This window comes from Saccharothrix sp. DSM 118769, assembly GCF_052936295.1.
Genome location: NZ_CP193627.1, coordinates 5,717,867 through 5,741,097, shown reverse-complemented (window position 1 = coordinate 5,741,097; position 23,231 = coordinate 5,717,867). Strand labels below are relative to the sequence as shown.

Here is a 23,231-nt window from a genome sequence, read left to right as displayed (position 1 = left end):
CGGGCCGCCTCGCCGCGCACCATGGAGCAGGTGCGCGCGGAGCACGCCGGGTTGCGGGCGCGGATCGTGGCGGGCCGGCCGGAGGGCGTGCGGCGGCAGCACGCGCTGGGCAAGCGCACCGCCCGCGAGCGCCTGGACCTGCTGCTCGACGAGGGCTCGTTCGTGGAGCTCGACCTGTACCGGCGCCACCTGGGCACCGGGATGCGGCTGTCGGGCCGCCCGCACACCGACGGCGTGGTCGCGGGCAGCGGCACGGTCGACGGCCGCCGGGTGTTCGTCTACGCCCAGGACTTCACCGTCTTCGGCGGCTCGCTCGGCGAGGCGCACGCGGCGAAGATCCACAAGGTGATGGACCTCGCGGTCGCCACCGGCTCGCCGATCGTCTCGCTCAACGACAGCGGCGGCGCGCGCATCCAGGAGGGCGTGATGTCCCTGCACGGCTACGGGGGCATCTTCCGCCGGGTCGTCGCCGCGTCCGGCGTCGTGCCGCAGATCAGCGTGGTGCTCGGCCCGTGCGCGGGCGGCGCGGCGTACTCCCCGGCGCTGGCCGACTTCACGTTCATGGTCCGCGACACCGCGCAGATGTACCTGACCGGGCCGGACGTGGTGGCCGCGGTCAGCGGCGAGCGGGTGACCCACGAGGAGCTGGGCGGCGCGGCCGTGCACGGTGAGCGGTCCGGGGTGGCCGCGTTCGTCTGCGACGACGAGGAGAGCTGCCTGGAGGAGGTGCGCCACCTGCTGTCGCTGCTGCCCTCCAACAACCTCGACCGCGCGCCGTCCACCGGGCCGTGCGGCGCGACCGAGGACCTGCGGCCGGACCTGGCCGGGATCGTCCCGGTGGAGCCGAACCGGCCCTACGACGTGCGGCTGGTGGTCGAGGAGCTGGTGGACGACGGCGATTTCCTGGAGGTGCACCGGGACTGGGCGCGCAACGTCGTGTGCGCGTTCGGCCGGGTCGACGGCGAGACGGTCGGCGTGGTCGGCAACCAGCCGGGCGTGCTGGCCGGGGTGCTGGACATCCCGGCGGCGGAGAAGGCCGCGCGGTTCGTGCGCTTCTGCGACGCCTTCGGCATCCCCCTGGTGACCCTGGTGGACGTGCCGGGCTTCCTGCCGGGCACCGAGCAGGAGTACGGCGGCATCATCCGGCACGGCGCGAAGCTGCTCTACGCCTACTGCGAGGCCACCGTGCCGCGCATCCAGGTGATCGTGCGCAAGGCGTACGGCGGCGCGTACATCGTGATGGACTCCCGCTCGACCGGCACGGACCTGTCCTTCGCCTGGCCCACCAACGAGGTGGCGGTGATGGGCGCCGACGGCGCGGTGAACGTGCTGTTCCGCCGGGAGCTGGCCGCCGCGGCGGACCCGGCGGAGCTGCGGGCCGAGCTGGTCGCCGAGTACGCGGAGGCACTGGTGCACCCGCACTACGCGGCCGAGCGCGGCCTGGTGGACGACGTGATCGACCCGGCGGAGACGCGGGCGGCGGTCGCCCGGGGGCTGGCGGTGCTGCGGGACAAGCGCGTCGAGCCGCCCCGGCGCAAGCACGGCAACATCCCGCTCTGAGGCGGGGTGGGGGACGGGCCCCGGCGCGCGGTCAGCGCCGGGGCCCGTCCGCGTCCGGCCCGCTCACGACCTCGCGGCGCACGCGCCTCTTCGCCGCGGCCACCGACGCCGCCGCGGTCGCGGTGTCGTCGCCGACGCCGACGACGAGGCTGCCCAGCAGGGTCTCGTAGCAGCGGTCCGCGCCGACCGGGTCGACCAGGTAGCCGCCCAGCTCCAGGTTCACCAGGCCGTGCGTGGCGATCCACATCTCGTGCGCGACCAGCAGCGGGTCGGCCTGCCGGAACCGCCCGGCCTCGATGCAGCGGGTGACGCACCCGACGACGTCCACGAGGGTGTACCTGCCGTACTGGCGGTCGTCCTCGGTGAGCGAGAAACCGGCCAGCGACTGCCCGCCGAACATCACCGCGTACAGGTGGGAGTTGGCCTTCGCGTTGTGCCGGTAGGCGTGGCCGAGCACGAGCACGTCCGCGACCGGGTCGTCGGTCTGCCGCACGCGCGCGAACTGGCGCTCCAGGCGGGCGAAACCCTCGTGCACCATCTCCCGCACCAGCCCGCTCATGCCGCCGAAGTAGGTGTAGACGGCCATGGTCGAGGTGCCCGCCTCGGCGGCGATCTTGCGGGTGGACAGCGCCTCGGCGCCGTGCTCCGCCAGCAGCCGCGCCGCGATGTCGACCAGGGCGGTGCGGATCTCGGGGTCCAACTTGCGCGGGCTCACCTTGACAGTGTTGCACAACAGCGTTATCGTTTATCTAACGGTGTTATGCTACGAGGTGGGAATCTGGAGGTGACCCCGATGGGTCCCTTGGTCCGGGAACCGGTGGCTCTCCCGTCGTCCGCCGCCGCGGTGTCCACAGCGGACGGTCCCGCGCTGCGGGTGGGCGGCTCGCTGCCGCCGGGGCTGCGCGGCGCGTTCCTGGCGGCCGGGCCGCACCCGGCGCACGCGCACCGCCCCGACCACCCGGACGTCCTCACCGGACCGGTCCTGGTCTCCGGTGTGCGGCTGGGCGGAGGTGCGGCGCACGCCTACCGCGCCACCGCCGAACGGGGCGCCACCGGCCTGCTGGGGCCCGTTCCGGCCCTCGCGCCCGCCCTGCGCGCGGGGCAGGGCCCGGACGGCCGGGGTCCGGTCGCCCTGTCCCGCCCGGTGGCCGACGCCGGCGGCCGGTGGCACTCGATCGCCACCTACCCCGGCCTCGGGTACGCCGAGCACGTGGTGGCCGACGCGCGCGGCGCGGTGCTGTCCGCCCGCCCCTTCCCCCTGCCCGGCGCGCCGCTGGTCGCCGCGGCGCTCACCGACTCGCACGTGGTCCTCTTCGACGGGCCCGTCGCGCACGGCCGCGCCGCCGCGCTGGTGGGGGAGCGGTTCCCCTACGCCCGGCGCGCGGGCAGGCCGTCCCGGCTCGGGCTGCTCGGCCTCGCCGGTGACGAGCCGTCGGTCCGGTGGTTCCCGGTGGCGGCCGGGCACGTCCACGACGTCGTGGACGCCCGCGAGGAGGACGGGCGCGTGGTCGTGGACGCCGTGCTGCGGCCCTTCGGGGGCGAGGGGCCCGCGGCGCTCCGCAGGTGGGTCGTCGACCCGGCCACCGGGGACGTCGCCGAGCGCGACCTCGTGCCCGGCGCGGACGCCGCCGCGGTCACCGGCCGCTTCCTGCACGCGACGCGGAACACCGGCGCGGGCGCGGAACTCGTCCGGTACGACACCGCGACGGGCCGCGCCGACGTGCGGCGGTTGGGCGCGGGCACGGTCGCCGGCCTGCCGCGGGCGACCGCCGGCCACGTGCTCCTCCCGGTCGAGCGGGTCGCGGAGCGGCGCGGCGAGCTGCTCGTGCTGGACGCCGGCGACCTCCGCGCGCCCGCGGCCGTCGTGCAGGCGCCCCGGGGGTTGGCGACGGCGCGGCGCACGGCCTGGCTGACCGGCTGAGCGCCCGCTCCGCCGTCCGGGCGCACCGGCTCCGCACGACGCAGGGCGACCGTCTTGCATCGTGCGGTGATGCATCGCGCGCGATCACACCGGACCGCCGTACTGCTAACGTCGAGGACAGGTAATTCACGGAATCCGGGCCCAGCGGCCCGGACGGCGACGACGGGTGAATCGTCGCGCGGCTGCCGCGGAATGCGCGGGCCGTCCGGGAACGGGTGACCGTGGTGCGCGGCACCCATTCGGACGGCGTTTCACGCGTGCCGGTCGCGCGGCGAGGACCTGGGGCAACAGCGTCGGGGGAACTCGGGGGAGAGGGGGTTCCGAGGCTTTCGTCCGCCGGTGGTCACTCGACTAGCGCAATGGAGGCACTGCTGTGCAGGATGCGGTAGAGCGCGCGATCGACACGATGTGGAACCGCTACCACGAACCGCTGTCGCTGGCCGACATGGCGGACACCGCGATATTGAGCAAATTCTACTTCTCCCGCGTTTTCCGCGCCATGACCGGCACGTCGCCGGGGCGCTTCCTCACCGCGGTCCGGCTCTGCAAGGCCAAGGAGCTGCTGCTGGAGACGTCGTCGAGCGTCACCGAGATCTCCTACCTGGTGGGGTACAACAGCCTGGGCACGTTCACCAGCCGGTTCACCCGCAGCGTCGGCGTCTCGCCGGCCCGCTACCGGGCGCTGTCCGGCGCCGGGGTCCTGTCGCTGTCGTCGTTCCCGGGGCCCGCGCGCGGTCCGCACGGCGGCGCGGTGTGCGGCTGGGTCGGCGTGCCGGACGCGGGCACGCCGGTGCGCGTGTACGTGGGCGCGTTCCAGGACCCCATCGCGCAGGGCGTGCCCAGCGCGTGCGACATCCGCGACGGCTCGGGGCCGTACCACCTCGACGGCGTGCCCGAGGGCGAGTGGTTCCTGCGGGTGGCCGTGGTGGCGGTCCGCGACCTCGACCCGCGCCCGTGGAAGCGCCGCCCGCTGTTCGTCGGGTCCGCCGAGTCGGTCCGGGTGCGGGCGGGCCGGTCGACCGAGGTGGACGTCGACACCCGGCCGGCCCGCCTGCTGGACCTGCCGATCCTGTTGGCGCTGCCCGAGCTGGACAGCCGCACCGTGCCCCTGGCCGACCGGGTCGGGTGACGCGTGCGCCCCGGCCGCTGGTGGTGGGTGCGCGGTCGAGCGGCAGTCGCCGCCCTGTCGGCCCCCACCGCCTCCGGCGCGGTCCTCGGCTGGTGCGCCGGTCGCGGGGTGGGCGCGGCCCTCGGCGCGGTCGCGGGTCTCGCGGTGGCGCTGGGGCTGGTGGTCGCGGTGGACCGCGTCACGGGCGGAAGGCCCGACCGATAGTCCACTGTGGACCGGCGGTCCCGGTCGGCGTTGTGGCCCTGTGGTCGCGGTCGGCGCCGTGGGCCGGCGGTCGCGGTCAGCGCTGCGGGCTCAGGCCGGTCACGGCCAGTCGGAACAGCCGGTCCGCGCGGGCGGCCGGGTCGGCGTGGTGCTCGGTGGCCAGCACGACGCCGACGGCCAGCGTGATCAGGTCCCCGACGGTGACGCCCGCCGCCACCGCGCCGTCCCGCGCGGCGCGGTCCAGCAGGGGGCCCGCCGCCTCCTCCAGCGCCGCCGAGCAGCTGTTCTCGTGCACCGGGTCGGCCTCGGCGCCGTCGTAGGCCAGCGCCGCCGCCAGTCCCCGCGCGTCGACGCAGTAGGCGACGACCTCGCCCAGCCACCCCAGCAGCGCGTCCCGGCTGTCGCCCGCGCCGGTCAGTTCGCGGGCGCGGGCGGCCAGCGCCTCGACCCGCTTCCGGGAGACCGCCTCCAGCAGCGCGCGGCGGGTGGGGAAGTGCCGGCGCACGGTCGCCGAGCCGACCCCGGCGGTGCGGGCGATCTGCTCCAGGGAGGCGGTCGCGCCGCGGGCGGCGACCTCCTCCTCGGCCACGGCGAGGATGCGCGCGTGGTTGCGCACGGCGTCGGCGCGTTGCCGGTCGGGCACGGCGTCACCTCCGGGCTTGCTCAAGTGGCGGGGGCCGCCATATCGTAGCGCCCACCGAAACGGCGGACCCCGCCGTTTAGCGTGTCGAACCCCGAGGAGCACCATGTCCGCAGGTCCCGCGCCCGTCCTGGTCACCGGCGCCACCGGCAAGCAGGGCGGTGCTACCGCTCGTGCCCTGCTCGCCGCCGGGGTGCCCGTCCGCGCCCTGGTACGAGACCCGGCCTCGGACCGGGCCAGGGCGGTGGAGGCGCTCGGCGCCGAACTCGTCACCGGCGACCTCCGCGACCGCGGTTCGGTGGTCCGCGCCGCCGAGGGCGCCCGCGCCGTCTTCTCCGTGCAGATGCCCGCCGCGACCGCGACCGGGTTCGACTTCGCGGGGGAGGTGACCCAGGGCGTCAACCTCGTCGAGGGCGCGCGGGCGGCGGGCGTGCCGCAGTTCGTGCACACGTCCGTCAGCGGTGCCGGTCAGCACACCGAGGCCCCCGGCTGGGCCGAGGGCCGCTGGGCGTCGATGGGTCCCACCCTGAACGCCAAGAGCGCCGTCCAGGACAGCGTGCGCGCGGCCGGCTTCCCCCGGTGGACGATCCTCAAGCCGGGGTTCTTCATGGAGAACCTCCTGCCGTCCGCCGCGTTCCTGTTCCCGCGCGGCGTCGAGGGCGGCCTGGTGAGCGTGCTGAAGCCGGGCACCCGGCTCGCCCTCGTCACGGTGGGCGACGTCGGCCGGGCCGCCGCCGCGGCCGTCGCCGAACCGGACCGGTTCCACCGGGTCGAGCTGGAACTGGCGGGCGACCACCTCCCGATGACGGAGATCGCCGAGGTCCTGTCCCGCGCCCTGGGCACCCCGCTGACCGCGCCGGACATGACCGAGGAGGAGGCCCTCGCCGCCGGGATGCCGGCGATGGGCGCCGCGCACGAGTGGATGAACGCGGTCGGCCAGCCGGGTCGCCCGGAGTACGCGAGGGCCCTCGGCATCCCGGTCACCGACCTCGACACCTGGGCCCGGGAGCACGTCAGGGCGGACGTCCGCCGACCCTGACGCGTCAGGGGGCGGCCTCCGGGCCGCACCGCATCCAGCTCCCGATCCGCCGCGCCGCGGCCATGCTCGCCCACGACGTGACGTCGATCAGCGCCCGGTCCTCGGGCGAGACCGCCCGGAAGCCGTCGACCACGCCCTGGTCGACCTGGTAGGACGCCATCGCGGTGAGCAGCGCCAGGCGGCCGGTGGCGCGCTGCCCGGCGGGCAGCGCGCCGACCGCGTCCTCCACCCACGCGCGGCTCACGCCGACCGGCCGGCCGTCCCACCGCGCCAGGTGCGCCGCCACCAGCTCGTGCACCTCGTCCGGCACCGAGCGCAGACCCGCGCGCTCCACGGCGGCGGCGGCCCGGGCGAACGCGCCGGCGACGGCCGGGTTGCCGGCGGCCCAGCGCAGGTCGTCCGGCAGCGGCGCGTCGGGCAGCAGGTCGAGCGACGTGCCGGGTTCCGGGCCCCGCCGCTCGGCCGCCGTGATCAGGTGGACCAGCACCCGGCGCACGACGGCCAGCGACGCGGCGGGCGCGCGCGGCGGCAGCGGCAGTTCGCCCAGGAACAGGTTCACCATGCGGTTGAGGTAGTGCAGGACGACCGCTGTGCCGACCACCTCCGGGGCCTGCTCCGGCGGGAACGGTACCGGGTGGGCCGCGGCGGTGTCCGGGCTCGCGTTGGCGGTGGCCCACCCCGCCGCCCGTTCCGCCGCCAGCCCCACCCCACCCTGTGCCACCTCGCCCTGTGCCACGCCGCCCTGTGCCACGCCGCCCTGCGCCGCCCCGCCTCGCCCTGAGGCCCGCCCCACCCCCTCCCGCGCCGCCCCGCCCCGCCGGCCCACCAGGTCGTGCAGCACCGACGAGTGCATCGTGACGCAGAACGGGCACGCGTTGCCCTCGGAGACCGCCGTGGAGACGGCCTCCTTCACCGCCCTCGGCACCACGCCGGGCACCAGCAGCGTCTCGCGCAACGTCATCCACGCCGCCGCCAGCACGTCGGGCGCGGGCGCGTGCAGCGCGACGGGCGGCGCGAGCACGCCGAAGTCGCGCTCCAGCTCCCGGTAGACCCGGGCCACGTCACCGGTCGCCGCGCCGAACCGCACCGGCCGGACCCGCCGGACCTGGACGGTGGAGAGGCCGCGCAGACCTGCCTGCACCAGGGTTGCTCGCATCGGACCGGCTCCTCCAGGGCTTCTCGCGGGGACGCCTCAGGCGACCGGCCGCACCGTCATCGGCAGTCCGCCGCGCACCCGCAGCGTCAGCATCGGCTCGGGCCGCACCTCGTGGCCGGGCACGGTGGTCAACCGCAGCTCGCGCACGACGGCGGCGGTCACGATCGTCGCCTCCAGCATCCCGAGCCCGCTGCCCACGCACACGCGCGGTCCGGCCCCGAACGGGATGTAGGCGTACCGGGGCCGCCCGCTCGCCCGGCCCGGCTCGAACCGGTCGGGGTCGAACCGGTCCGGTTCGTCCCAGAACGCGGGGTGCCGGTGCAGGGTGTACGGGCAGATCACCACGTCGGCCCCGGCGGGCACCCGGTAGCCGCCGACCAGGTCGGCCTCCCGGGACAGCCGGGGCAGCAGCCACACCGGCGGGTACAGCCGCATGACCTCCTGGATCACCGTCGAGGTGTACCGCAGCCGGTGTACGTCGGCGAACGTCGGCAGCCGGTCGCCCAGCACGCCGACCACCTCGTCGTGCACCCGCTCCCACACGGCGGGGTGCCGGTCGAGCAGGTGGAACGTCCAGCTCAGCGTGCTGGCGGTGGTCTCGTGCCCGGCCAGCAGCAGGGTCACCACCTCGTCGCGCACCCGCAGCCGCGCCGCCCGCTCGTCGGGGTCCCGGCGGACGGCCCCGGCGAGCCGGGACAGGACGTCGTCGCCCTCGGCGGTCGGGTTCGCGGCGCGTTCGGCGGTCAGCCGGGCGACGATGCGGTCCAGGTCGGCCCGCGCCCTGCGGAACCGCCGCTGCCGGGGCAGCGGCAGCCACGTGGGCACCGCGCCCAGCGACATCATCTCGAACATCGCCTGGTCCTGGACGGCCTCGAACGACTCGCCGATCGACTCGAACGCGCCCAGGTCGGCGTCGAGCAGGGTGCGCCCGAGCACGCCCAGGGTCAGGCCGGTCATCTCGGCGCTGATGTCGACCGGACCGCCGCCCGCCCGCCGCCGCAGCCGCTCCACCAGCCCGGCCGCCTCCTGCGCGATCACCTCCGCCTTGCCGTTGACCCGCTTGGCCTGGAACACCGGCTGGATCGTCCTGCGCTGCGCCTTCCACACCTCGCCCTCGCTGGTGAGCAGCCCGTCGCCGAGCGCGCGGCGGGCGTGCACCAGGCCGATGCCCTTGACGTAGTTGGCGGCGTTGTCGGCCAGCACGTGCTTGGCGTGGTCGGGGTGGTTGAAGAAGTGCAGCGACTTGGGGCCCAGCCGCAGCCGGACCGCGTCGCCGTACCGGCGCGACACCGAGGTCATGACGGCGAGGCGGTCGCGCGCCATGCCGGCCAGCAGGCCCGGCGTGGCGCTGCGCGGCGGGCCGGGCAGCGCCCGCGCGCCGGGGTCCGCGGCGGTCGTCACGGCGACACCTCGGCCCCGGTGACGAACGCCGCGGTGATCCGCCTGCGCCACACCTCGTAGGAGGGCACGCCGGGTTCGCCGGGCACCTCGGCGGCGGTCGCCGGGCGCGTGCGGTCGCACAGCGCCCGCGCCTCCTCCGGCGTCATGCCGCAGAACACCGCCGTCGCCGCGGCGGTGTGCTCGTCGGCCAGGTCCGCCTCCAGCCGCGCGGTGGCGGCGAACGCGCTGCCCTGCGCCACGTGCGGCAGGTGGTCGCCCGCGCGGTCGCGGAACGCCCGCAACCCGGCTTCGTCGGCGGCGCCCGCGTAGGTCGCGGCCAGCCCCGCGCCGCTGTAGAGGTCGGCGCGGCGCTCCTCGGCGAAGGAGTCGATGAGGTCCGCCACGACGCGGTGGTCCGCGCCGCCCACGAACCACGCCGCCCGGCCGATGCCCTGGTCGATCGCGTGGTCGGCGTACCAGGACTGCCCGCCGCCGGGCCACGGGAAGTCCGGTTCGCGGTACTGGCCCCGCACGTACCGCTCGGTGCGGAAGTACGCCTGGTGGAAGCCGTAGCCGTCCAGCGCGAGCCAGCGCAGCAGCGGGTCGCCCAGCTCCAGCCGCGACCAGCGGAACCGGGGCAGGCGGGCCATCGCCCAGCCGATGCCGACGTGGGCCATGTAGGAGTGCCGGGCGGCGCGCCCGGCCAGGAACCGCGCGGTGAGCCCGCCCCGGCCGAACGGCAGGCCGTCGCGCACCGCGAAGCCCATCGCGGCGCCCTCGTAGGCGAAACCGCGGAACCGGCGCGGCACCTGTTCCAGCCGCTGCTCGGGTTCGCCGGGCGTGCGCGCCTCGGCGGCGTACCCGTACCCCTCCAGGAAAGAGCGGCCGACGGTTTCCAGGAGTTCGCGCGCCGCCGCGTCCTTCTCGTGGAAACCGCGTACTTCGAGTTTCGTGTTCGACACGCCGGGAGTGAGCACGCGTCGCCTGAGCGCCCGCCAAGGGCCGGCCATTTTCGCTCCCTTCGTCCCGCCGCGCGTGGGCGCGGCGCCACGGACTTGACGAAATCGTCGGACCGGCGCGCGCCCGCTGCCTACTCCCAGCGTGCGAAGCGGTGCGCGGGCACCGGGAAAAGCCCGTCGCGCGCATTCCCGGTGGCGTGATCACGACGGGCAACCGGCGAGTAGCAGCACGGCCGCCGCCGGTGCGACCCTCGGCCGGACGGGGGCCGCAGACCCTGCGCCCGAGGTGGGACCCTGCGCCCGAAGTGCCGACACACCCCGAGGACTCTCATGACGGCTCACTTTGACGACATCATCGTCGGTGCCGGATCGGCCGGCGCGGCCCTCGCGGTCCGGTTGAGCGAGGACCCCGCGCGGCGCGTGCTGCTGCTGGAGGGCGGTCCGGACCACGTCGCGCGCGAGGAGCTGCCGGAGGAGGTCCGCTACGGCCGGACCATGTCGTTCACCGGCCAGGACTGGACCTTCCGCGCGGAGGTGCACGACGGCAGGCGCATCCGCTACCCGCGCGGCCGGATCACCGGCGGGTCGTCCGCGGTGGGGGCGACGGTCGGGCTGCGCGGCGTGCCCGCCGACTACGACGAGTGGGCCGCCGCCGGGAACCCCGGCTGGTCCTACGCCGACGTGCTGCCGTACTTCCGGAAGCTGGAGCGCGACGTCGACTTCGGCGAGGGCGAGTTCCACGGCGGCGGCGGGCCGATGCCGGTCCGCCGCTGGCGGCCGGAGGAGCTGTCGCCGGGGCAGACCGCGTTCGTGGAGTCCTGCCTGCGCGCGGGTTTCCCGGAGGTCAAGGACCACAACCACCCCGAGGCCACCGGCATCGGGTCGATCCCGTCGACCCGCCACGACGCCGTGCACCGCGCCACCACCGCGACGACCTACCTGGCCCTGGTGCGCGACCGGGCCAACCTGGAGATCCGGCCCGGCACGGTGGTCGACCGCGTGGTGTTCGAGGGCTCGCGGGCGGTCGGCGTGCTGGCGGCCACCGACGGCGGCGCGTACGAGCTGGTGGCGGGCCGCCGGGTGGTGCTGGCCGCGGGCGCGGTCGCCTCGCCCGCGATCCTGCTGCGCTCGGGCGTCGGCCCGGCCGAGGACCTGCGCCGGCTCGGCGTCGACGTGCGCGCCGACCTGCCCGGCGTCGGCGCGAACCTGGTGGACCACCAGCGCACCGGCGCGTTCCTGGTGCCGCGGCCCGGCGTCGTCGACCGCACCGAGGCGTTCCTCCAGGAGATCCTGCGCACCACCTCGCCGGTCACCGGGGAGTTCAACGACCTCCAGTACTACATGGTCAACCACTTCGACCTGGGTCCCTTCCCGGAGCTCCAGATGCTCTCGGGCACCGACGAGATCCTCGGCGTGATGGTGGTGTCGCAGCGGCCCGGCTCGCGGGGCCGGATCACGCTGCCGTCGGCCGACCCGTCCGCCCAGCCCTCCATCGCGCTCAACTTCCTCGACGACGAGCGCGAGATGGACGTCCTGGTGGACGGCGTGCGCACCGCGTGGCAGCTGGCCCACCACCCGGACATCCTCAAGCTGGGGCAGGGTTTCGTGGTGCTGCGCGACGCCATGATCGACAAGGACGACATGGTCCGCCAGTACGTGAAGACGAGCTTGGAGAGCGCTTACCACCCGACCGGCACGGTGCGCATGGGCCCGGCGTCCGACCCGGACGCGGTGGTCGACCCGCGCGGCGCGGTGCACGGCCTGGACGCGCTGCACGTCTGCGACTCCTCGATCATGCCGAACACGGTGCGCGCCAACACCAACCTGACCTCCGTCATGATCGGCGAGCGGATGGCGGACCAGCTCCTCGACGGCTGACCCGCACGACGGGAGCGGCTCCGGACCGACGTGGTCCGGAGCCGCTCCCGTCGTGCGCGCGGTTACGGCTGCGGGAAGAACCTGGTGACGAACGCCTCCCAGGCCCGGTCGCCGAAGATCGCCCGCTGCGGGCCCAGCAGCCGCACCGGGATGCCGATCCGGTAGCGGATGCGCGGGTTCGGGGCCGTGATGGCCTTCTCGACCACCTCGGCGACCTTGCCCGAGCGGATCGAGGTCCGGCCCCGGCCCTTGGGGTTCTCCACCTCGCGGTAGGCGCCGTGCCACTCGACGAACCGCCGCCAGAAGTCGGCGTACAGGTCGCTGTCGGTGGCCAGGTCCAGGTCACCGACCGTGGTGGGCACGAAGGAGCCCAGGATCGGCGACGGCTCGATGACGACCACCTTGATGCCCCACGGCGCCACCTCCAGCCTCAGCGAGTCGCTGATGGCCTCCAGGGCGTGCTTCGTCGCCTGGTAGTAGCCCCGGCCGGGGGTGGCGAACAGGCCGAAGATCGACGACATCATGACGACGCGCCCGGACCGCTGCTCGCGCATCCCCGGCAGCACGAGCTGCGTCATGCGGGACAGGCCGAAGAAGTTCGTCTCGAACTGCCGCCGCACCTGCTCCAGCGGGGTCTCGCCGATGGTGCCGTTGAGGCTGTACGCGGCGTTGTTCACCAGCACGCCGACCGAGCCGTGCTCCTCGGTGACCCGCTCGACCGCGGCGACCATCGACTCCTCGTCGGTGACGTCGACCCGCAGCGTGGTGATGCCCTCCTCGGCGAGGTCCTTGAGCCCGTCGAGGGCGCGCCCGGTGGCGTAGACCGGCCGGCCGGCGCGGTGCAGGCGCAGCGCCGTGGCGCGGCCCGTCCCGGAGGACCGGCCGCCCGAGGAGTTGACCCCGGTGATCAGGACCGCGCGCGACGGGCTCACCGCTCGCCCCCGGCGGGCACGCCGCCCTGCTGCCCGGCCTCCTGCTGCTTGGCCTCCTGGGGCACTTCCTGCTGGGGCACTTCCTGCTGGGACACCCTGCTCGCCGCCACCGACAGGCCCAGGCCGAGGCCGTCGACCATGCGGGTGATGAAGTTGAACATCGAGGAGGTGAAGAACGCCTCCAGCAGCTCCTCCGCCGTCCAGCCCGCCGCCAGGGCGCCCTGCCAGTCCTCGTCGGTGACCTTGTACGCCTCGCGGCTGAGCTTGGTCAGCAGGCGCAGCAGCACCTTCGTGCGGTCGTCCACCGGCAGGTCGTCGGCGGTCGTGGCGGACTCGACGGCCTGCGCGATCTCCTCCGGCCCGCCGAACGCGCGGTAGAAGAAGTTGTGCGTGCCGACGCAGTACGGGCACTCGTTCACCTTCGAGGTCCAGGCGGAGATCAGCTCCCGCGTCTGCCGGGGCAGCACGCCGCCGAGGTACATGCCCTTGTACCCGGCCACGACGGCCTCCAGCAGGTCCGGCCGGGTGGACGTGAGGCGGAACATGTCCGGCACGAACGGCAGGTTGGTCGCCTGCTTGATCTCCTCGTACAGCTCGGCGAGGCGGCCCTCGGCCTGGTCCTCGGCAATCAGCGGCACCCGGACGTGGGTGGTTGCGTCCATGCTCGACTCACCTTTCAGCAGTGGTTTCGGCAGCGCGTGGGGTGTTGCGGCGGCGCAGGACCGGTACCGCCTCCGCCTGGAAGTCGACGTCGGAGTCGAACCCCTTGACCATCCCCTCGATGACCAGCAGCGACAGCAGGGGGAAGGCGAACTCGGGTGCGGGGAACAGGCCGAACCGGCGCTGGAGGTCGAACAGCCGCCCGGCGAAGCGCGCGAGGTCGAACTCGCCGGACCGCGCGCCGGACGTCTCCGCGACCAGCTCCCGCAGCCCGGTGCGGAAGCCCTCCAGGTCGCTGTCCGCGGCGACGTGCGCGGCGCTGTCGATGACGATCTGCCCGCACATCCAGCCGTCGCCGAGCGCCATGTTGATGAAGAAGTCCGCGAACGACCGGCGCACCGCGTCGGGCAGGCGGATCACGAAACCCGCGTCCAGCACCACGAGGTGCGCGCGGCGGTCGAAGTACAGGTTGCCGGGGTGCAGGTCGCAGTGCACCACGCCGTCGACGAACAGCATCTCGTAGATGGCGGCCAGCACCGCGCGCACGACGGCGCGGCGCGTGTCGGCGTCCAGCTCGCCGGGCTCGAAGCGGGTCAGGTCGGGGAGGTACTCCATGACGACGGTCTCGTCGGTGCACAGCTCGGGCAGCGGCTCCGGGATGCGGACGTTGTCGAACCCGGCCAGGTTGGCGCGCAGCGCGGCGAGCGCGTCGGCCTCGGCCCGGAAGTCCAGCTGCCGCAGGACCGCGCCGCCCACCTGGGCGTGCATGAGCTTGAACGGCATCCGGCGCAGCCGGGGCAGCGCGCCCAGCGCCGTCATCGCGGCGGCGGCCAGCGCGAAGTCCCGGCGCATGACGCCCGCGATGCCGGGGCGGCGCACCTTGACCGCGACGCGCCGGCCGTCCAGGGTGACCGCCTCGTGGACGGTGGCGATGCTGCCGCAGGCCACCGGCTCCCAGTCGAACTCCCGGAACGGCCACGGCCGGTCCCGGTAGGCGCGCCGCACGGCCCGCTCGACGCGGCGTCGGCGCGGCGGGGAGGCCGAGTCGGTGAGGCGGGCCAGCGGCGTGGTGACGGACTCGGGCAGCAGGTCGCGCCGCGTGCTCAGCAGCTGGCCGATCTTGGTGTAGGAGGGGCCGAGCCGGGTCAGCGTCCGCACCCAGCGCTCGCCGTCGCGCAGGCCCGGGCCGCCCGCGCCGCGCCGCAGGCGGGCGGTGACCGCCGACGCGCCGACGGCCAGGGCGTGACCGAGCACGACCGCGCCCACCCACGACCCGCGCAGCACGAGGCCGGGCAGCCGGAGCAGGCGACCGGTGAACGTCGTCAAGATCGCCCCCTGTGTGTCCTGAGGTGCTCGCGGTGGCGGAGCGCCACCCGGTTCGATCGTCGGGGGACGGGCGGCGGAGCCACTACTCCTCCCGTGCTCGTGGGCGTCGACCGCCGACGCGGGTGCTCCGACGCGGGTGCTCCGACGCGGGTGCTCTGACGCGGGTGCGCCGGCGCGGGTGCTCTGACGCGGAGGGCAACGGGGGAGGTGCGCGGGCCGGCGCGGGACCGGCACGCTGGCCCACGTCGGAGAGTCGGAGCCCGGGACCCGGGCGGGGAGGCGGACCGATGGGGAACTCACCCGGACCCGGCACGCCGGCGGCGAGCCGCGTCACGCCCGAGCGGTGGGCGACGGCCCGTGCCGCCGTCCGCGAGGCCGGCGAGCGGTTCGCCGACCTGGTCGCGTCCGCACCCGACCCGGGCGCCCGGGCCACCGAGCACTGGACGGTCGCCGAGACGGCGGCGCACGTGACCGGCATCGCCTGGAACAACACCGCGGTCGTCGCCGACGGCGCGAAGAGCTTCCCCATCCCCGAGGTCCGCCCGCGCATGGCGGGCGCCACGCTCGACACGCTCGCCACCGAGGTCAACCCAGTGCAGCTGGCGAGCTTCACCGAGCGCGACCCGGCCCGGCTGGCGGAGCTGCTGCGCGCCTCGGTCGCGGAGCTGCTGGACACCACCGCCGACGCCGACCCCGAGCGCGTGCACGGCTGGCTCGGCGGTTCCCGGCTGTCGCTGGCCGGCGTGTTCGCGCACCTGGCGAACGAGCTGCTGGTGCACGGCCACGACGTCGCCCGCGCGACCGGGCGGCCGTGGCGCGTGCCCGACGAGCACGCCGCGCTGTTCGTCGACCTGTTCCTGGTCGACCTCACCCGGCACGGCTACGGCCGCCTGCTGGACGGCCGCCCCGTGCGCCCGAGGCGGATCGCGGTGCGGTTCCACTCCGACCACACCGTCCCGCTGGTGATGGTGCTGGAGGACGGCGTGGCCAGGGTGGAGGAGCCGGGCGCGGACGTCGACGTGCACCTCCGGTTCCGGCCGGCCGAGCTCGACCTGGTGCTGTTCCGGCGGAGGAGCCGGGCGCGGGCGGCGTTGAGCGGGTCGCTGGTGGTGTGGGGGCGGCGCCCGTGGCTGCTCCCCGCCTTCCTGCGCAAGCTCCGCATGCCCTGACCCCCGCCGCCGCCGTCCGCGCGGCGGCGGCGGGTGCGGTCGGGGCGCGTCCGCGCCGGTCAGGCGCCGAGCGCGGCGGCGGCCAGCCGCGTGCCCTCCACCCGGGCGGTGATCTTGGCGAACGCGGTGTCGCGCGAGGTGGACGTGTCGTCCGCGAACGGCGCGAACCCGCAGTCGTCGCACGTGCCGAGCCGGCCCGGCGGGATGAACTCGGCCGCCTCCAGCACGCGGTCGCGCACCTCCTCGGGCGTCTCCACGCGCGGGTCGATCGGGTCGACGACACCGACGAACACCACGGCGTCGGCGGGCAGGTGGTCGCGGATCACGGCCAGCACCCGCCGCCGGTCGGGCTCGCCGGCGAGCTGCACGTAGAACCGGCCCGCCGGCACCGCGAACAGCGTCGGCAGCAGCTCGGCGCAGTCGACGTCCGCGCTGTGCGTGGAGTCCTGGTCGCCGCCGGGGCAGGTGTGCACGCCGATCCGGGCGCGCTCCCCGGCGGAGAACCGCTCCAGCACGGCGGCGTGCAGGGCGGTGAAGTCCCGCAGCAGCCCGCCGGACGGGTCGAGCTTGAGCGACAGCCTGCCCTCGGTGAAGTCCATCTGCACCGAGTCGGCGCCCGCCGCCAGGCAGGCCGCGACGTCGGCCGCCGTCTCGTCCACCAGGTCGGCGAGGAACCGCTCGCGCGGGTAGCCGTCGAGACCGCCCGCCGGGTAGAGCAGGCTCAGCGCCGACGGGGCGATGACGGCCTGCTTCACCGGCAGGTCCGTCAGCCGCAGGGTGGCGCGCAGCTGGTCGACGGCGTGCGCGGCGTACCGGAACGGCCCGCGGGTGAGCACCGGCAGCTGCCGGGTGTGGCCGTCGGCGAACGGGATCACCGCGCCGTCGGGCGACAGGTTCGGCAGGCCCGCCAGCGGGTAGGTGACGAAGCTCGGCTTGTCCTGCTCGCCGTCGGTGACGACCGGGGACCCGGTGGCCTCCATGCGGCGCACCGTGTCCTCCAGCGCCGCGTCGACCAGCTCCCGGAGCGCGGCGTCGTCGATGCGCCCCTCCGCGTGCTCCCGGTGGCCGCGGATCAGCTCGGCGGGGCGGGGCACGCTGCCGATGGGTTCGGTGGGGATGGGCACGGGTGTCCTCTCGTCGGGTCCGCACAGCATCCCGGCCGGGCGGCCGGAATGCTTCTCCGGAATTGCGCACCCGGCACGCGCGCTTCGGACAACCGCACGGTGGCGGCCGGGTCCGGTGAGCGGCCACTCGGAAAAACAAATCACGCTGTTATTCTAAAAGCGCAGGTCAGAGGGCACATCCGGAGAAGCAACGCCGTCCTCGCGTCCGGCACCATCGGTTGGCGCGCATTCCCGGAACCGCCGTTCGTGCGTTCGACGCATTTCCGCACAACGGCATTCCTCAGACTGGAACCCGATGGTCACGGAGACGGTGAAAGCATGAGCAGTGAGCGGATCGCAATCGTCGGGATCGGGTTGCGCTACCCCGATGCCGGTTCCACCGGGGAGCTCTGGGAGAACGTCCTGGCCGGGCGACGGGCCTTCCGCAGGCTGCCCGACGAACGGATGAACCGGGCCGACTACTACTCCCCGGACCCCGAGGCGCCGGACCGCTTCTACTCCGCGATGGCGGCGGTGCTGCGCGACTTCGAGTTCGACCGGGTGCGCTACCGGGTGGCGGGCAGCACGTTCCGCGCCACGGACACGACGCACTGGCTGGCCCTGGACGTCGCCGCGCACGCGCTGGCCGACGCGGGCTTCCCGGACGGCGAGGGGCTGCCGAGGCGCACCACCGGCGTCCTGTTCGGCAACAGCCTGACCGGCGAGTTCTCCCGCGCCAACATCATGCGCCTGCGCTGGCCCTACGTCCGGCGCACGGTCGCCGCCGCGCTGACCGCGAAGGGCTGGCCCGAGGACGAGACGGCGGATTTCCTGCGCGACCTGGAGGTCCAGTACAAGGCCCCGTTCCCGCCGATCGACGAGGACTCGCTGGCGGGCGGCCTGGCCAACACCATCGCCGGCCGCATCTGCAACCACTTCGACCTGCACGGCGGCGGCTACACCGTGGACGGCGCGTGCTCCTCGTCGCTGCTGTCGGTCGCCACCGCCGCGAAGTCCCTCGTCGAGGGCGACCTGGACGTGGCGATCGCGGGCGGCGTCGACCTGTCGATCGACCCCTTCGAGGTCATCGGCTTCGCCAAGACCGGCGCGCTGGCCCGGCGCGAGATGAAGGTCTACGACAAGGACTCCAACGGGTTCTGGCCCGGCGAGGGCGCGGGCGCGCTGGTGCTGCTGCGCGAGGACGACGCGCTGGCCAGGGGCCTGCGCGTGTACGCGACCATCGCCGGGTGGGGCCTGTCCTCCGACGGCAAGGGCGGCATCACCCGCCCCGAGGCGGAGGGGCACCGCCTGGCGCTGCACCGGGCCTACGGCCGCGCCGGGTACGGCGTGGAGACCGTCTCCTACTTCGAGGGCCACGGCACCGGCACCGCGCTGGGCGACGAGACCGAGATCGAGGCGCTGTCCTCCGCCCGCCGCGCCGCCGACCCCGCCGCCCGCCCGGCCGCGCTGAGCAGCGTCAAGGGCAACTTCGGGCACACCAAGGCGGCGGCCGGCGTCGCCGGGCTGATCAAGGCCGCGCTGGCGGTGCACCACCAGGTCATCCCGCCGGGCACCGGGCAGTACGACCCGCACCCGAAGCTGACCGCCGACGACGCCGTGCTGTACGTGCCGCGCGAGGCCGAGCTGTGGCCGGCGGACCGCCCGGTGCGCGCCGGCGTGTCCGCGATGGGCTTCGGCGGCATCAACACCCACATCGCGCTGGAGGCCGCGCCCGACGCGCCCCGCCGCGACCGGCTCGACGAGCGCACCACCGAGGTGGTCGCGGGCCGCCAGGACGCCGAGGTGCTGCTGTTCGACGCCGGCGACCGCGCGACGCTCAAGGCCCGGCTGGCGGAGGTCGCCGCGCTGCTGCCGAAGCTGGCGTTCGCCGAGCTGGGCGACCTGGCGGCGGCGCTGGCCGCGCGGCTGACCGGCGCGCCGCTGCGGGCCGCCGTCGTGGCCCGCGCGCCCGAGGAGGCCGAGCGCGGCGTCGGCAGGCTGATCGACGCCGCCGACCGGGGCGCGACCGTTCTCGACGCCGTCGACGGCGTGTTCCTCGACGACCGGCCGGAGGCGCCCCGGGTGGCGTTCCTGTTCCCCGGCCAGGGGTCCGGGCGCGGCGCGGTCGGCGCGGTCCGGCGCCGCTTCGCCGCCGCCGAGGAGGTCTTCCGCGACGCGGGCCTGCCCACCGGCGGCGACCAGGTCGCCACCGAGGTCGCGCAGCCGCGCATCGTCGCCGGCTCGCTGGCCGCGCTGCGGGTGCTGCGGGAGCTGGGCGTGGAGGCCGACACGGCCGTGGGCCACAGCCTCGGCGAGCTGACCGCCCTGCACTGGGGCGGCGCGCTCGACGCGGGCCGCGTGCTGCGGCTGGCCGTCGAGCGCGGGCACGTCATGGCGAACGCGAGCCGCGGCGGTGGTGCGATGGCGGGCCTCGCCACCGGGCCGGAGCGCGCCCTGGAGCTGGCCGCCGGCGAGGACGTCGTGGTCGCGGGCTACAACGGTCCCGCGCAGACCGTGCTGTCCGGCCCGGCCGAGGCCGTGGACCGGGTGTGCGCGGTGGCCCGCGCCGCCGGCGTGCACGCCACCCGCGTGGCCGTCTCGCACGCCTTCCACTCGCCGCTGGTCGCCCCGGCGGCCGAGGCGATGGCCGAGCGGCTGCTCGACTTCGACCTGGGCCGGCTGATCCGCCCCGTGTACTCCTCGGTCACCGGCGGGGTGCTGGCGGCCGACACCGACCTGCGCGCGCTGCTGCGCGACCAGATCACCCTGCCGGTCCGGTTCCACGAGGCCGCCGCCCAGGCCGCCGCCACCGCCGACCTGGTCGTCGAGGTCGGTCCCGGGCGCGTCCTGACCGGTCTGCTGGAGCAGATCGCCCCCGGCAAGCCCGTGCTGGCCGTGGACACCGACAGCGCCTCCCTGACACCGTTGCTGACCGTCGTCGCCGCGGCCCACGCGCTGGGCGTGCCGGTTCGCACCGACGCCCTGTTCGGCGACCGGGTCGTCCGCGACCTGCCGCTGGACGGCGCGATGACGTTCCTGGCCAGCCCCTGCGAGACCGCGCCCGCCCTGGACGCCGCCCTGCTGCCGACCGAGCCGGCCGAGACGGGGGGCACCGCCGTGCCCGCCGGGACGTCCGGGTCCCCGGCGGGCGGTGGCGAGTCCACCCTGGACCTGCTGCGGCGGCTCGCCGCGGAGCGCGTGGAGCTGCCGCTCGACGCCGTCACCGCGTCCACCCACCCGCTGGACGACCTGCACCTCAGCTCCATCACGGTCGGCCAGCTCGTCAACGAGGTCACCCGCGGCATGGGCCGCCCGGCGCTGGAGGCCACGCCGAACTTCGCCACCGTGCGGCTGGGCGAGCTGGCCGAGCTGATCGACGAGCTGGCCGCCACCGCGCACGACGACGAGCAGGCCGCCGGCGAGGTGCCCGGCGTGGCGCCGTGGGTGCGCCCGTTCCTGGTCCGGCACGTCGAACGCCCGCTCGCCCCCGTCGCGCCCGCCGCGCCGGGCGACTGGTCGGTGCACGCGCCCGAGGGGCACCCGCTGGCCGGGCCGCTGGCGACCGCGCTGCCCGGCGACGGCGTGCTGCTGCTCCTGCCGCCGGAAGGCGGTGACGCGCACGTGGGCCTGTTCCTGACGGCGGCGCGCGACGCGCTGGCCTCCGGTCGGCGGCTGGCGGTCGTGCAGCACGAGCTGGGCGCGTCCGGCCTGGCCCGCACGCTGCACCTGGAGGCCCCGCACCTCCCGGTGACGGTGGTCGACCTGGCCCCCGGGCCCGCCGGCGACGCCGACGCGGTGGCCCGGGTCGTCGCCGAGGTGGCCGCGACGACCGGCTTCTCCCAGGTCCGCTACGACGCCGACGGCACGCGGACCGTGCCGGTGCTCACCGCCGTGCCCCACACCGCCGTGCCCGCCGCCGGCACGACCGGCACCGGCACGACGGGCACCGGCACGACCGCCGCCGGCACGAGCGGCACACCGCTGGAGCCCGGCGACGTCCTGCTGGTCACCGGCGGCGGCAAGGGCATCACCGCAGAGTGCGCCATCGCCATCGCCGGCGACTCGGGCGCGTCCCTGGCCCTGGTCGGCCGCGCCGACCCGGAGCAGGACGCCGAGCTGGCCGCCAACCTGGCCCGGATGACCGCCGCCGGCATCGCGCACCGCTACGAGCGCGCCGACGTCACCTCCGCCGAGCAGGTCGCCGCCGCCGTCGAGCGGTTCCGCGAGGAGCTGGGCGAGGTCACCGCCGTGCTGCACGGCGCGGGCCGCAACGAGCCCCGCGCGCTGACCGGCCTGTCCGAGGAGGACTTCCGCGCCACCCTCGCCCCGAAGACCACCGGTCTGGAGGCGGTGCTGTCCGCCGTGAACGCCGACCGCGTCAAGCTGCTGATCACCTTCGGCAGCATCATCGGCCGCGCCGGCCTGCGCGGCGAGGCGCACTACGCCACGGCCAACGACTGGATGACCGAGCTGACCGTCCGGTTCGGGCGGGAGCACCCGGCGGCGCGCGTGCTGGCGCTGGAGTGGTCGGTCTGGTCCGGCGCGGGCATGGGGGAGCGGCTGGGCGTCGTCGAGGCCCTGGTGCGCGACGGCATCACGCCCATCTCCACCGACGCGGGCATCGCCGTGCTGCGCGAGGTGCTGGCCGACCCGGAGGTCGGTCCCGTGCTCGTCGTCTCCGGCCGCGCCGCCGGGCTGCCCACGCTGGAGCAGGAGCGCGCCGAGCTGCCGCTGACCCGGTTCGTGGACCGCGTGGTGGTGCACTACCCGGGCGTGGAGCTGGTCACCGAGGCCGAGCTGTCCGACACCAGCGACCCCTACCTGGGCGACCACCTGCTGGAGGGCGACCTGCTGTTCCCGGCGGTCATCGGCATGGAGGCGATGACCCAGGTCGCCGCCGCGCTGACCGGGCACGACGCGCCGCCGGTGCTGGAGGACGTGCGGTTCCTGCGGCCGGTGGTGGTGCGGCCCGGCGGCACGCTGACCGTGCGGCTGGCGGCGCTGGCCCGCGGCGCGGGGACCGTGGACGTGGTCATCCGGTCCGAGGACACCGGGTTCTCCGCCGACCACTTCCGGGCCCGGCTGCGGTTCCCGCGACCGGAGGTCCCCGGCGAGCCGGTCGACGGGGCCGCCGCGCTGCCGCTCGTGCCGGTCGACCCGGTCACCGAGCTGTACGGCTCGGTGCTGTTCCAGGGCAAGCGGTTCCAGCGCCTCCAGGGCTACCGGCGGGCCTCGGCCCGGCACGCGGTGGCCGAGGTCGCCACCGCGCCCACCGCCTCCTGGTTCGCCCCGTTCCTGCCGCAGGACCGGCTGCTCGCCGACCCCGGCACGCGGGACGTGATGATGCACGCCATCCAGTGCTGCGTGCCGGACGCGACGCTGCTGCCGGAGAGCGTGGAACGGCTGTACCTGGCCGCGCCCGGGGACCAGCTCGCCGAGTACGTCGTCCTGGACGCCCGCGAGCGCGCGCAGGACGGCGACAGCTACACCTACGACCTCGACGTGCGCGACCCGGAGGGGCGGCTCGTCGAGCGCTGGGAGGGCCTGGTGCTGCGGGCCGTGCGCAAGCGCGACGGCGCGGGACCGTGGACGCCGACCATGCTCGGGTCCTACCTGGAGCGCTCCCTGGAGCGCGTCCTGGGCGGCAGCCGCGCGGTCGTCGTCGAGCCCGACCCGACCGACGCGGTGCCCGGGCGGCGGGCGCAGACGGCGCTGGCGCTGAGCCGGGCGCTGGACCGGCCGGTGGAGGTCCGCTACCGGCCCGACGGCAGGCCCGAGGTCGACGGCGCCGCGGTGTCCGCCTCGCACGGCGCGGGCCTGACGTTCGCGGCGGCGGCGGCCGGCGGTGCGCTCGCCGTGGACGTCGAGACCGTCGTGCCGCGCGGCGCGGACGACTGGGCCGGGCTGCTGGGCGGCGACCCGCTCGCCGTGCGGGACCTGCTCGCCGCCGAGGCGGGCGAGTCCCCGGACGTGGCCGGGACGCGGGTGTGGGGCGCGCTGGAGTGCCTGCGCAAGACCGGGTCCACCACGCAGGCGCTGACCGTCGACCGGGTCCACCCGGACGGCTGGGCGGTGCTGTCGACCGGCGACGCGCGGGTCGCCACCTGGGTGACCACCGTGGACGGCCGGCCCGAGCCGGTGGTGTTCGCGGTGCTCGTGGGCAAGGAGGACTGAC

The 23,231-nt window shown here is 75.6% G+C and carries 17 protein-coding genes; 8 read left to right on the top strand and 9 right to left on the bottom strand.

Features of this window, described 5'->3' with window-relative positions; genetic code table 11:
• Positions 1 to 21 precede the first annotated feature (21 nt).
• Complete coding sequence (locus ACRAKJ_RS24445; protein ID WP_438925617.1) at positions 22 to 1,560, top strand: carboxyl transferase domain-containing protein; 1,539 nt, start codon at positions 22 to 24, stop codon at positions 1,558 to 1,560.
• 31 nt (positions 1,561 to 1,591) lie between these two features.
• Here ACRAKJ_RS24445 and ACRAKJ_RS24440 read toward each other — a convergent pair whose 3' ends face one another.
• Complete coding sequence (locus ACRAKJ_RS24440) at positions 1,592 to 2,275, bottom strand: WHG domain-containing protein (protein WP_438925607.1); 684 nt, start codon at positions 2,273 to 2,275, stop codon at positions 1,592 to 1,594.
• Between the two features lie 78 nt (positions 2,276 to 2,353).
• On the opposite strand from ACRAKJ_RS24440, the gene ACRAKJ_RS24435 reads away from it, so the two are divergent.
• The 3 genes from ACRAKJ_RS24435 to ACRAKJ_RS24425 all read left to right on the top strand — a co-directional run bounded on the left by ACRAKJ_RS24435 (position 2,354) and on the right by ACRAKJ_RS24425 (position 4,814).
• A complete protein-coding gene (locus tag ACRAKJ_RS24435) occupies positions 2,354 to 3,481 on the top strand; it encodes a carotenoid oxygenase family protein (RefSeq protein WP_438925606.1) in 1,128 nt (375 codons plus the stop codon).
• A gap of 373 nt (positions 3,482 to 3,854) precedes the next feature.
• Positions 3,855 to 4,610, top strand: a complete 756-nt coding sequence (locus tag ACRAKJ_RS24430) for a helix-turn-helix transcriptional regulator (protein WP_438925605.1) — start codon at positions 3,855 to 3,857, stop codon at positions 4,608 to 4,610.
• Positions 4,611 to 4,637: 27 nt separating this feature from the next.
• Positions 4,638 to 4,814 (top strand): hypothetical protein, encoded by a 177-nt coding sequence (locus ACRAKJ_RS24425; protein WP_438925604.1) that lies wholly within the window; start codon positions 4,638 to 4,640, stop codon positions 4,812 to 4,814.
• A gap of 76 nt (positions 4,815 to 4,890) precedes the next feature.
• On the opposite strand, the gene ACRAKJ_RS24420 is transcribed toward ACRAKJ_RS24425, so the two are convergent.
• A complete protein-coding gene (locus ACRAKJ_RS24420) occupies positions 4,891 to 5,457 on the bottom strand; it encodes an SbtR family transcriptional regulator (RefSeq protein WP_438925603.1) in 567 nt (188 codons plus the stop codon).
• A gap of 103 nt (positions 5,458 to 5,560) precedes the next feature.
• On the opposite strand from ACRAKJ_RS24420, the gene ACRAKJ_RS24415 reads away from it, so the two are divergent.
• On the top strand, positions 5,561 to 6,493 hold the full coding sequence (locus ACRAKJ_RS24415) for an NmrA family NAD(P)-binding protein (protein WP_438925602.1): 933 nt from the start codon (positions 5,561 to 5,563) through the stop codon (positions 6,491 to 6,493).
• A 4-nt stretch (positions 6,494 to 6,497) separates the two neighbouring features.
• On the opposite strand, the gene ACRAKJ_RS24410 is transcribed toward ACRAKJ_RS24415, so the two are convergent.
• From ACRAKJ_RS24410 to ACRAKJ_RS24400, 3 genes are read right to left on the bottom strand one after another with little or no spacing between them, the layout of a single operon-like run.
• Positions 6,498 to 7,649: a carboxymuconolactone decarboxylase family protein gene (locus tag ACRAKJ_RS24410; RefSeq protein WP_447008677.1), complete on the bottom strand. Its 1,152-nt coding sequence runs from the start codon at positions 7,647 to 7,649 to the stop codon at positions 6,498 to 6,500.
• A 36-nt stretch (positions 7,650 to 7,685) separates the two neighbouring features.
• On the bottom strand, positions 7,686 to 9,050 hold the full coding sequence (locus ACRAKJ_RS24405) for a cytochrome P450 (RefSeq protein ID WP_447008676.1): 1,365 nt from the start codon (positions 9,048 to 9,050) through the stop codon (positions 7,686 to 7,688).
• Positions 9,047 to 10,039, bottom strand: coding sequence for a DUF1702 family protein (locus tag ACRAKJ_RS24400; RefSeq protein ID WP_447008675.1), 993 nt, complete (start codon positions 10,037 to 10,039; stop codon positions 9,047 to 9,049). The genes ACRAKJ_RS24405 and ACRAKJ_RS24400 overlap by 4 nt, the downstream gene beginning before the upstream one ends.
• Before the next feature lie 279 nt (positions 10,040 to 10,318).
• Between ACRAKJ_RS24400 and ACRAKJ_RS24395 the strand changes: the two genes are divergently transcribed.
• Positions 10,319 to 11,866 carry a GMC family oxidoreductase gene (locus tag ACRAKJ_RS24395; protein WP_447008674.1) on the top strand — a complete coding sequence of 516 codons (1,548 nt, stop codon included), beginning with the start codon at positions 10,319 to 10,321 and terminating at the stop codon, positions 11,864 to 11,866.
• A gap of 62 nt (positions 11,867 to 11,928) precedes the next feature.
• On the opposite strand, the gene ACRAKJ_RS24390 is transcribed toward ACRAKJ_RS24395, so the two are convergent.
• Genes ACRAKJ_RS24390 through ACRAKJ_RS24380 form a run of 3 tightly spaced genes read right to left on the bottom strand, consistent with a single transcriptional unit; the run spans position 11,929 to position 14,784 of the window.
• The gene (locus tag ACRAKJ_RS24390) at positions 11,929 to 12,798 is read right to left on the bottom strand and encodes an SDR family NAD(P)-dependent oxidoreductase (protein ID WP_447008673.1); all 870 of its coding nucleotides are present in this window, start codon (positions 12,796 to 12,798) and stop codon (positions 11,929 to 11,931) included.
• Positions 12,795 to 13,460: a carboxymuconolactone decarboxylase family protein gene (locus tag ACRAKJ_RS24385; RefSeq protein ID WP_438924208.1), complete on the bottom strand. Its 666-nt coding sequence runs from the start codon at positions 13,458 to 13,460 to the stop codon at positions 12,795 to 12,797. Before ACRAKJ_RS24385 ends, ACRAKJ_RS24390 begins: the two co-directional genes overlap by 4 nt.
• 7 nt (positions 13,461 to 13,467) lie before the next feature.
• Positions 13,468 to 14,784 (bottom strand): AarF/UbiB family protein, encoded by a 1,317-nt coding sequence (locus ACRAKJ_RS24380; RefSeq protein ID WP_438924209.1) that lies wholly within the window; start codon positions 14,782 to 14,784, stop codon positions 13,468 to 13,470.
• Positions 14,785 to 15,071: 287 nt separating this feature from the next.
• Between ACRAKJ_RS24380 and ACRAKJ_RS24375 the strand changes: the two genes are divergently transcribed.
• Positions 15,072 to 15,953 (top strand): maleylpyruvate isomerase family mycothiol-dependent enzyme, encoded by an 882-nt coding sequence (locus ACRAKJ_RS24375; RefSeq protein WP_438924210.1) that lies wholly within the window; start codon positions 15,072 to 15,074, stop codon positions 15,951 to 15,953.
• 59 nt (positions 15,954 to 16,012) lie between these two features.
• Here ACRAKJ_RS24375 and ACRAKJ_RS24370 read toward each other — a convergent pair whose 3' ends face one another.
• On the bottom strand, positions 16,013 to 17,077 hold the full coding sequence (locus ACRAKJ_RS24370) for a cobalamin-independent methionine synthase II family protein (RefSeq protein ID WP_438924211.1): 1,065 nt from the start codon (positions 17,075 to 17,077) through the stop codon (positions 16,013 to 16,015).
• Between the two features lie 318 nt (positions 17,078 to 17,395).
• Between ACRAKJ_RS24370 and ACRAKJ_RS24365 the strand changes: the two genes are divergently transcribed.
• Positions 17,396 to 23,230, top strand: a complete 5,835-nt coding sequence (locus ACRAKJ_RS24365; RefSeq protein ID WP_438924212.1) for an SDR family NAD(P)-dependent oxidoreductase — start codon at positions 17,396 to 17,398, stop codon at positions 23,228 to 23,230.
• The last annotated feature ends 1 nt before the right edge of the window (position 23,231 follow it).